This window comes from Streptomyces sp. HSW2009 (assembly GCF_040240285.1).
Taxonomy (GTDB): domain Bacteria; phylum Actinomycetota; class Actinomycetes; order Streptomycetales; family Streptomycetaceae; genus Streptomyces.
This window is the reverse complement of sequence record NZ_JBEHZD010000329.1, coordinates 1-9,007: the sequence shown is the minus strand read 5'-3', so window position 1 is coordinate 9,007 and position 9,007 is coordinate 1. Positions and strand designations below refer to the sequence as shown.

Annotated in this window: 8 protein-coding genes and 1 pseudogene; 5 read left to right on the top strand and 4 right to left on the bottom strand. The window is 74.7% G+C overall.

Annotation, left to right across the window (positions count from 1 at the left end):
* Positions 1 to 156 precede the first annotated feature (156 nt).
* Positions 157 to 540, bottom strand: a complete 384-nt coding sequence (locus AAHZ94_RS22240; RefSeq protein ID WP_349994742.1) for a cold-shock protein — start codon at positions 538 to 540, stop codon at positions 157 to 159.
* Positions 541 to 737: 197 nt separating this feature from the next.
* Here AAHZ94_RS22240 and AAHZ94_RS22235 point away from each other — a divergent pair, with 197 nt between their 5' ends.
* Positions 738 to 974 carry a hypothetical protein gene (locus AAHZ94_RS22235; RefSeq protein ID WP_349994741.1) on the top strand — a complete coding sequence of 79 codons (237 nt, stop codon included), beginning with the start codon at positions 738 to 740 and terminating at the stop codon, positions 972 to 974.
* A gap of 254 nt (positions 975 to 1,228) precedes the next feature.
* On the opposite strand, the gene AAHZ94_RS22230 is transcribed toward AAHZ94_RS22235, so the two are convergent.
* Positions 1,229 to 1,978 carry an HAD family hydrolase gene (locus tag AAHZ94_RS22230; RefSeq protein WP_502964739.1) on the bottom strand — a complete coding sequence of 250 codons (750 nt, stop codon included), beginning with the start codon at positions 1,976 to 1,978 and terminating at the stop codon, positions 1,229 to 1,231.
* A gap of 76 nt (positions 1,979 to 2,054) precedes the next feature.
* On the opposite strand from AAHZ94_RS22230, the gene AAHZ94_RS22225 reads away from it, so the two are divergent.
* From AAHZ94_RS22225 to AAHZ94_RS22210, 4 genes and pseudogenes are all read left to right on the top strand, one after another.
* Positions 2,055 to 3,083, top strand: coding sequence for a FecCD family ABC transporter permease (locus AAHZ94_RS22225; protein WP_349994740.1), 1,029 nt, complete (start codon positions 2,055 to 2,057; stop codon positions 3,081 to 3,083).
* A gap of 80 nt (positions 3,084 to 3,163) precedes the next feature.
* Positions 3,164 to 4,231: pseudogene (locus AAHZ94_RS22220) on the top strand (FecCD family ABC transporter permease); the annotation flags it as partial.
* A 236-nt stretch (positions 4,232 to 4,467) separates the two neighbouring features.
* A complete protein-coding gene (locus AAHZ94_RS22215; protein WP_349994739.1) occupies positions 4,468 to 5,370 on the top strand; it encodes an ABC transporter ATP-binding protein in 903 nt (300 codons plus the stop codon).
* An 84-nt stretch (positions 5,371 to 5,454) separates the two neighbouring features.
* Positions 5,455 to 6,573 (top strand): ABC transporter substrate-binding protein, encoded by a 1,119-nt coding sequence (locus AAHZ94_RS22210; protein WP_349994738.1) that lies wholly within the window; start codon positions 5,455 to 5,457, stop codon positions 6,571 to 6,573.
* 45 nt (positions 6,574 to 6,618) lie between these two features.
* On the opposite strand, the gene AAHZ94_RS22205 is transcribed toward AAHZ94_RS22210, so the two are convergent.
* Positions 6,619 to 7,497: a hypothetical protein gene (locus AAHZ94_RS22205; RefSeq protein WP_349994737.1), complete on the bottom strand. Its 879-nt coding sequence runs from the start codon at positions 7,495 to 7,497 to the stop codon at positions 6,619 to 6,621.
* 204 nt (positions 7,498 to 7,701) lie between these two features.
* Positions 7,702 to 9,007 (bottom strand): hypothetical protein (locus tag AAHZ94_RS22200; RefSeq protein ID WP_349994736.1); only part of this gene is annotated, 1,306 nt, incomplete at its 5' end.

The window sequence follows — 9,007 nt, the reverse complement described above, 5'->3', positions numbered from 1 at the left end:
CGAGGTGCCGCGGGCGTTCCGCGACCGGGCCGGGCCCCGGGTACCGGCCGCGCCGACGGTGCCGGTGGGTACGGCGCGGGCCCGGCGCGTGGGGTACGTCCGCCGGGCCCGGGTGGAGGCCGGCCGCTCGGGCGGGCCTGAAAGGCGCGCTCTTGGCTATACGTCGAGTTGGTCAGCGACCGCGCGCAGCATGCCCGCGATCTTGTGGCCGTGGGCCTTGTCGGGGTAGCGGCCCCGTTCGAGCTGCTGGGTGACGTTCTCCAACAGGGTGGTCAGGTCCTGGACGATGGAGGCCAGCTCGTCGGGCTTGCGCCGCTGCGCCGCCGCAACCGAGGGGGTCGGGTCCAGCAGTGTCACCGAAAGCGCCTGGTCACCGCGGTTTCCGGCGACGACCCCGAACTCCACGCGCTGGCCTGGCTTCAGTACGTCCACACCATCTGGCAGCACCGACGAGTGGACGAAGACGTCACCGCCGTCGTCGCGGGAGAGAAAGCCGAAGCCCTTCTCGCTGTTGAACCATTTGACCTTGCCGGTAGGCACGTCTGTCCTCGTCCTCGTAACTCGTCGGGAAACAACGGAAAACAGCTCTAGATAGCACTACAGCGGGCCGCAGGACCCGCCGCCACCAAGGCTAATGGTCCGGAGCCCGGTGACAAGACGTACCCGGGTCGTTCGTGCTCAGTAATGACCGGCTGGGGTCTCGCCGTTGCAGGTAGGGGACGACCTACCCTGGTCCCGTGAGTAATGAAACTTCCCGCCCCGGGGATCTGCTGGTACGCATCGGAGCCATCGTCTTCCTGGTCGGCGCGGTCGGCACGCTGATTACGGTGACCCCGCTGCTGCTCGGACTCGACCGGCTGCCGACGCCCGCCTACTTCGTGTCGATGCTGATGGGCGTGGGCTTCCTCGTCGCCGCCGGCGGCCTGCTGACGTCGATCGCCGCCCAGCGACGGCAGGCCAAGTCGGCCGCGTAACGTCGGCGCGCAGCCGTCGCCCGGCTGTGGCGGCGGGTGACTGGGCCAAGGCCGGCGCCGGGCCGGGGCCCCGCACGGAACGACGAACCGGGCCGCCCGGCACTCCCGCGGCGACCCGGTCGTGAGGCGATCCGGTTCTTCGGCCGCGATCCGATCCTTCGGCGACCCAGTCCTTCGGCGACCCGCCTTCGGCTGGCGACCCGCTCCTTCGGCGATCCCGCCCCAGCTCTCCGCAACCCCGGCGGATTCCGCTGTCAGCCCAGGTCAGCGACGTACGAACGCCACCAGGCGGGGAATTCGGTGAGGTCGGACAGGAGGACGTCGGCGCCGGCCGCGCGCAGTTCGTCCGCCGAGCAGGGGCCGGTGGCCACCGCCACCGCGAGCGCGCCCGCGGTGTGCGCGCCGCGCACGTCGCCGACGTGGTCGCCCACGTACACGCTCGCCCCGTACTCGCGCAGCGCCTCGGCCTTCGCCTCCGCCCACAGCCAGCCGATCACCGCGTCCGGCTCGATGCCCAGGTGCGCGAGGTGCAGCTTGGCGTTGGGCTCGTGCTTGGCGGTGACGACGATGGCCCGGCCGCGGGGCGTGCCGGCCGCCGGGGTGCCGGGGCCGCCCGGGGTGCCGTACGCGCGGACCGCGGCGATCGCCTCCAGGGCGCCGGGCAGCGCCGGCGTCGGGGCGATGGCGTGCTCCGGGTACAGCGCCCGGTAGCGGTCGGCGACCGGCTGGATCTGGTCGTCGGGGAACCAGTGCGCCAGCTCCTGCTCCAGCGGCGGCCCGAGCCGGGTGATGGCCAGGTCGGCATCGATGTGGGTGCCGGTCTCCGCGGCCAGCTCCAGATAGGCGGCCTTGATGCCGGGCCGCGAGTCGATCAGCGTCATATCGAGGTCGAATCCGACGGTCAGGGCCTGGGTCGAGCCGTCGGTGCCGGGCCGGGCCTGGGGCTGCGGGGCCTGCGGCGGGCGCGGGGCGGCAGGTGCGGGCTGCTGCGGATGCGAAGACATGGTCGATATTCTGCCGGGCCGCGCCGCGGTGACTTAGCCTGGCCTCCGCGACCGTCCCGCGTGAGGGGAGGGCACGTTGTCCGCCGCCCCGACCAGCAGCGCCGCCCCCCACTTAGCCGCCCGCCGCGCCGGCTGGCTCGTACTCGCCGCGGTGGCCCTGCTGCTCGCCGTACTGCTCAGCCTCGCCGTCGGCAGCCGCCACCTCACCCCCGCCGAGGTGCTGGACGCCCTGCTGCACGGCGGCGACGGCCGGGCCGCCGAGGTGGTCCGCTCGATGCGGCTGCCGCGCACCCTGGTGGGCGTGATGGTGGGCGCCGCGCTGGCGCTGGCCGGCACCGTGTTGCAGGGCCTGACCCGCAACCCCATCGCCGACCCCGGCGTCCTCGGTCTCAGCCAGGGCGCGTCGGCCGCGGTGGTGCTGGCCATCGCGTACGCGTCGGTGCACACGCTGGTCGGCTACGTCTGGTTCGCGTTCGCCGGCGCCGGCGTTGCGGCCGTCCTGGTGTACGCGGTCGCGGCGCGGGGGCGGGGCGGGGCGACACCGGTCAAGCTGGCGCTCGCGGGCGCGGCGATCAATGCGCTGCTGGTCTCGGTGACCATGGCGGTGCTCACCACCAAGGCGGCGGCGCTCGATGAGTTCCGGTTCTGGCAGATCGGCTCGCTGTCCGGGCGCGATGCCGAAGTGGCCGCCCAGATCTGGCCGTTCCTGCTGGTGGGCGTGGTGCTGGTGGCCGCTGCCGCGCGCGGTCTCGACGCCCTGGCGCTCGGCGACGACGTCGCCACCGGGCTCGGCCAGCACGTCGCCACCGTACGGATCGTGGGCGGTCTCGGCGCCACCGTGCTGACCGGCGCGGGCGTCGCTGCTGCCGGCCCGATCGCGTTCGTGGGCCTGGCCGTGCCGCATCTCGCCCGCGCCCTCGTCGGCACCGACCACCGCTGGCTGCTGCCGCTGGCCGCGCTGCTCGGCCCGGTGCTGCTGCTGGTCGCCGATGTGCTCGGGCGCATCGTGTTCAGCCCGAGCGAGGTGCCGGCCGGCGTGCTGACGTCGCTGATCGGGGTGCCCTTCCTGGTGACCCTGGTACGCCGGAAGCCGGTGGCGGCGTGAGGGGGGCGTGGGGCAGGGCGCGCCGGGTACGGGGTGGGGCGAGTCGGGTGCGGGGCCCGGTGCACGGGGTGTGGGGCCGGGTGCGGGGTGGGCGCCGGCGGCGGGGTGGGAGGCCCGGCGGGTACGGGCGGGTGCGCGCCGGGCGCGGGTCCTTCCTGGTGCACCGGCGGGCCGCGGCGGTCGCGGTCGCGCTGGCCGTGCTGCTGGCCGCGAGCTGCGTGCTGTACCTGGCGGTCGGCGAACGCTTCGTACCGCCGGGTGAGGTGCTGCGCGTACTGGCCGGCCGCAGCTCCCCCGACCGGCTGGTCGTGGCGCGGCTGCGGCTGCCCCGGATGACGGTCGGGCTGCTGGTCGGCGCGGCGTTCGGGGTGGCCGGCGCGCTGCTCCAGGCCGTCGCCCGCAACCCGCTGGCCAGCCCCGACGTCATCGGCGTCACCCAGGGCGCGAGCGCGTTCACGGTGGGCGCGCTGACCTACGGCGTCACCTCCGCCGCCGCGCTCCCCTACCTCTCCGTCGCCGGCGGCACGCTCGCCGCCCTCCTCGGCTACGCCCTCGCCTGGCGCGGTGGGCTGCACGCCGCCAGGTTCGTCCTCATCGGCATCGGCATCGCCATCGCGCTGCGCTCGGTCACCCAACTCTTCCTGACCAAGGGCGACTACCTGGTCGCCCAGCAGGCGCAGGTCTGGATGGCCGGCTCGCTGAACGGGCGCGGCTGGGACGAGGCGCGTCCGCTGGCGGCGGCCCTGCTGGTGCTGCTGCCCGCCGTGCTGTGGGCGGCCCGGGCGCAGCGCTCGGTGGCGCTCGACGACGACACGGCCACCGCGCTCGGGGTACGGCTTGGCCGGGTGCGGCTCGGGCTCGTGCTGCTCGCGGTGGTACTGGCCGCGCTGGCCACCGGCGCCGCGGGCCCGGTCGATTTCGTCGCCCTGCTCGCGCCGCAGATCGCCCGCCGACTGACCCGAACCGCCCAGCTCCCGCTGCTGAGTTCGGCGCTGCTCGGCGCGCTCGTCGTGGTCACGGCCGACCTGTTGGCCCGCCGGCTGTTCGCGCCGACCGAGGTGCCGGTGGGCGTGCTGACCGCGGCCGTCGGCGCCCCGTACTTGATCTGGCTGATCGGCCACGGCTCCGGCGGGCGTACGAGCTCCGGCGGCCGGACCGGGCCCACTGGCCGTACGGGCCTCGCCGGCTCAGCCGGCCGCACCGGCCGTATGGGCTCCGTCAGTTCCGCCAGTTCCGCCGACCCCAGCGGTCGTACGAGCCCTGCCAGCCCCGCCAGCCGTACCGGCTCCTCCAGCCCCACCAGTCGTACGGGCCCCACCAGTCGTACGGGCCCAGCCAGCCGCGCTGGCCATCCGGGCCCGACCAGCCCCACCGGAGGCACGGCATGACCGAGCGATCCTCCGCAGCGCCGGACGGAGCAGCGCCGGCCGGGGCTCCGTCGGCCGGGGCCCCGTCGGCCGGCCCGCCCGCGTCGCCCGGGGGCGGGAGTCGGCTCGCCGCCCGCGGGCTGACCCTCGGTTACCCGGGCCGGGTCGTCGTCGACGGGCTCGACCTGGCCGTGCCCGATGGCGCGGTCACCGTCATCGTGGGGCCCAACGCGTGTGGCAAGTCCACGCTGCTCCGCGCGCTCGGCCGGCTGCTCAGGCCGCAGCGCGGCGCGGTCCTGTTGGACGGGGCCGCGCTGGCGGGCATTCCGACGAAGCAGCTCGCCAGGTCGCTCGGGCTGCTGCCGCAGTCGCCCGTGGCGCCGGACGCGATCACCGTCGGCGACCTGGTCTCGCGCGGCCGGCAGCCACATCAGAGCTGGTGGCGGCAGTGGTCGGCCGATGACGAACGGGCCGTCACCGACGCGATGGCCCGTACCCGGGTGGCGGAGCTGGCCGACCGGCCGGTCGACGAACTCTCCGGCGGCCAGCGCCAACGGGTGTGGATCGCCATGGCCCTGGCGCAGGAGACCGATCTGCTCCTGCTCGACGAGCCGACGACCTATCTCGACATCGCCCACCAGGTGGAGGTGCTCGACCTGGTCCGCCGGCTCAACCGGGAGCGGGGCCGCACCGTGGTGGCCGTGCTGCACGACCTCAACCAGGCCGCCAGGTACGCGGACCACCTGGTGGCGATGGTCGCCGGCCGGATCGTCGCCCAGGGCAGCCCGGCCGAGACGGTCACGGCCGACCTGGTGCGCGAGGTCTTCGGGCTGGCGTCGGTCGTGGTCCCCGACCCGGTCACCGGCGGCCCCCTCATCGTCCCGGGCGCCCCGTGGTCCCCCGCGCCGCCCCCTGGCTAACGGCCCGCCCCGTACGGGCTTGCGCCCCGCCGGCCGCGGGACTCCCTCCGTGGCCCCACCGCTCCGGAATCGAAAGGTCGGCCCATGGACCGTACGCACCTCTCGCACCGCAGCCGCCGCACCGGCCGGGCAGGAAACCCCGGTCGGACGGGAAACCCTGGCCGGACGGGAAACCCTGCCCGCACCAGCCGCACCAGCCGCACCAGCCGCACCCGTCGCACCCGGCCCGCGTCCCCCCGCCGGCCGTTGCGCGCCGCCGTCCTCGCATGGGTGCTGGTCACGGGGGTGGCCGCGGGGTCGGCCGGGTGTGGTGCGGCCGACTCGGGCGATGACGCGGCGGGCGGCGAGCAGCGTGCCGTGCGCACGGCGATGGGCGTGGTGCGGGTGCCGGTGGCGCCGCAGCGCGTCGTGGTGCTCGACACCGCCGAGTTGGACTCCGCGATCACCCTCGGCGTCAAACCGGTCGGCGCCACCCGCGCCGACGTCGCCTCCGGCTTCCTGAACTACCTCCCCGCCGAGAAGGTCGCGGGCATCCGGGACGTGGGCGCCATCGGCTCGCCCAACCTGGAGGCGATCGCCGGCCTCCAGCCGGATCTGATCCTCACCAACAAGGCCCGCGACGCCACCCGTTACGAGGAGTTGAGCGCCATCGCGCCCACCGTGATGACGGAGACCACCGGCTACCCCTGGAAGGAGAACTTCCAGGTGCACGCCGCCGCACTGGGCAAACAGGCCGCGGCCCAGCGGGTCCGCGCCGCGTACGCGACCCACGTCGGCCAGGTCACCGCGGCCATCGGCGGCCCGGCCGCGGCGAAGGAGACCGAGGTCAACGTGGTCCGCTTCATCGAGGGCGCGGACATCAGGATCTACGGCAAGAAGACCTACATCGGCACCCTGCTCGCCGACGTCGGCCTCGGCCGCCCCGCCATCACCGACCGGGCCCGGGACGGCTTCTCGTACGACGTGAGCCCCGAACAGCTCGACAAGGCCGACGCGGACGCCATCTTCACCTCAAGCTACGGCGACCCCGCCAAGTCCGGCCAGACGAAGGCGACCAACAGCGGCCTGTGGAAGAGCATGTCCGCGGTACGGAACGGCGCCACGTTCAAGGTGGACGACCAACTGTGGATCCAGGGCATCGGCTACACGGCGGCCCATGCCATCTTGGACGAGCTGCGGCGTGACGTGGCGTCGGGTGGGTGAGTGGCCGGTGTCGTACGCGTACGGCACCGGCCGTGGTGCGACCGGTCAGCCGCCGGGGGTTACGAGCCGTACGAGCTCTTCGGCGGGGATCGCCCAGAGGCCGTCGATCGTGCCGACCCACAGGGTGCCGTTCCGGGTGAGGAGGAGGTCAGTGAGGTGCCGCGGATTCGGCACCTCGAACGTAGTGGCCCGCGGCCCGGGCTGATCGACGTACCAGAGCCCGAGCCCGTCGGTTCCGAAGGTCTCCGCGATGACGACGGGCCGTCCGTTGATGGCGCCCAGGGTGATCAGGTCCGTGGCGCCGGCCAGTTCAACCTTCAGCTCCAGCGAGGGGAGCGCGAAGAGCCCCGCGGGATAGCCGGTGGTCACCAGGAACGGAGTCCCGTCGATCACGGCCGTGGTGAAGGTGGCCCCGGAGCCGGACAGTTCCACCTCGCCGTACGGGGTGCCGTCCGCAAGCCGGTGGACACGCGCCACCCTGACCTCCGAGACGTCGATGCCCTCGATGATTCTGTTCTCGGCCGGAACGACCAGGAAGCCGTCTCCGACGACGCGGATACGCGATGCGTTGAGGGCGTAGGTGGGGTCAGGGGCATCGCCCAGCGGCAGCGGCCGGCCGGTGTGCAGGTCGTACGCCTGCCACTGCCAGTCGGGGTGCTCGATCTTGCCGTGCAGAAAGAGCACGGTCACGCCATCGACAGTGTGCGTCTCGGCTGCCGCGATCTCATCGAAGGGGAGGCCACAGGCGACCTCGCCGAGCAGGGTTCCCCGTCGGGGGTCCCACAGGCGGATGCGGTCGGGGCCGACGTCGACGGCAGCGGGTCCGTCCGGCGTCTCCACCAGGCAACCGAAGCCGCTCAACCCGTCGGACAGTTTGATCTCGGGACCGACGGCAGCGAGGGTCTGGGCGTCAAACAGACGCATGGCCGCAATGCCGGGCGTCCCAGCCTCCCGGACGGCGAGCACAAAGTCCCCCGAGGCATCCGGGGAAAGGCGATCCACCAAGCCCGCTTCCCATGCAAGTTCAGCCATAAGTCGAGCGTAACTGCCTTCCCTCACAAGGCAGTTGAATTATTGGCGGGCCCACCCCGCCAACACCCCGCCCCGCCCGCACGCCCGCACGCAGTGCTACCCCTGCCGCCGCTTCCGCTGCACGCGCCACACCAGGTACAGCGCCGAGCCGATCGCCGCGCTGCGGATGACGGCCGGGGCCGTGTCGGCGAGGGCGTCGTTCATGCCGTCCTCGGGGATCGCAGCGCCCCACCGCTCCTCGAACCGGCCCCACAGCCACACCAGACCACCGAAGACGGCGAGGCTGGGCACGCCCATGGTGGCGAAGTTGGTCTCGCCGCGGCTGAGGCTGCGGGCGTTGTACGCGAGGACGTAGCCGATGCCGAGCGCGAGCCAACTGCCCGTGGCCGCGCCGCCGACCAGGAACAGTGCGGCCAGCACCGCGAGCCAGGCGATGGAGCCGCCCCCGCCGCCCCCGCCGTCACCGCCACCGCGGCGCAGCAGCACCCGCCGCAGCACCCGGCGCGGCAGCCCGCCCCGCCGGCCGGACTTCCCCGCCCCGTCCTCGCCCCCGGCGGCGGCGCCGTCCGCTCCGGCCGGGGCCTGTTCGACGGGTTTGGCGTCGGGGTCGGCCGGCGGCTTGAGCAGTTCGGGCAGTTCGATCCCGCCCACGAACCCGTCCACGAAGCCGGGCCCCTGCCCCTGCGGCGCGAAGACCCCGCCGTCGAACGGGTTGACCTCCATCGGGCCCTGTTCGGTCCGCCACCAGTCCGGGTTGGACTCGCGCGGCCCGAGTTCGTCCTCGCCCGCGAGGTGCGGCGGCGCGGCGGCCCCGGGCGGCCTGAAGTGCCGCGGCGTGGGCACGAACGGCGGCGCCGGCGCGAACCCGAGCGGCCCCGCCTCCGCCGCGCCCGACCCGCCCCTGCCGGTCGTCCCGTCGCTCTCGTCCTTGTGCAGCCGGGGCCCGGGCGGCTGGGCCGGTGGCGGGGTCGATGGCGGGGTCGGCGGCTGCGCCGGCCGGGCGGGGGTCTCGGGCCGGGCGGCGGTCTCGGGCCGGGCAGCGCGTGCACTCCGGTCGCCGGGCCGCTCCCCGTCCCGCCCCCGAGTGGCCGGCTTGCTGCTGAACCCGCTGGTCAGATTGGCCGTCAGGGCGCTGAGGTCGGTGAGCCTCGACAGTTTTTCGCGGGCGGCGCGGGTGGCCTGGTCGGCGGCGGAGAAGATGCCGCTGCGGTCGGCCGCGTCGGCGCCCTGGGCCCCGTCGCGCCCGCTCCCCGAGCGGCCGGCGTCACCGGGGCCGGCGGCCCCCCCCCCGGCGGCGGGGGGCGCGGCCCCCCCCCCCGGGGCGGGCGCCCCCCGGGGGGGGGCGGGGGGCCCCCGCGCCCCCCGGCCCCGCTCCTGTGCACCCCTGGCCAGGGGCGGACAA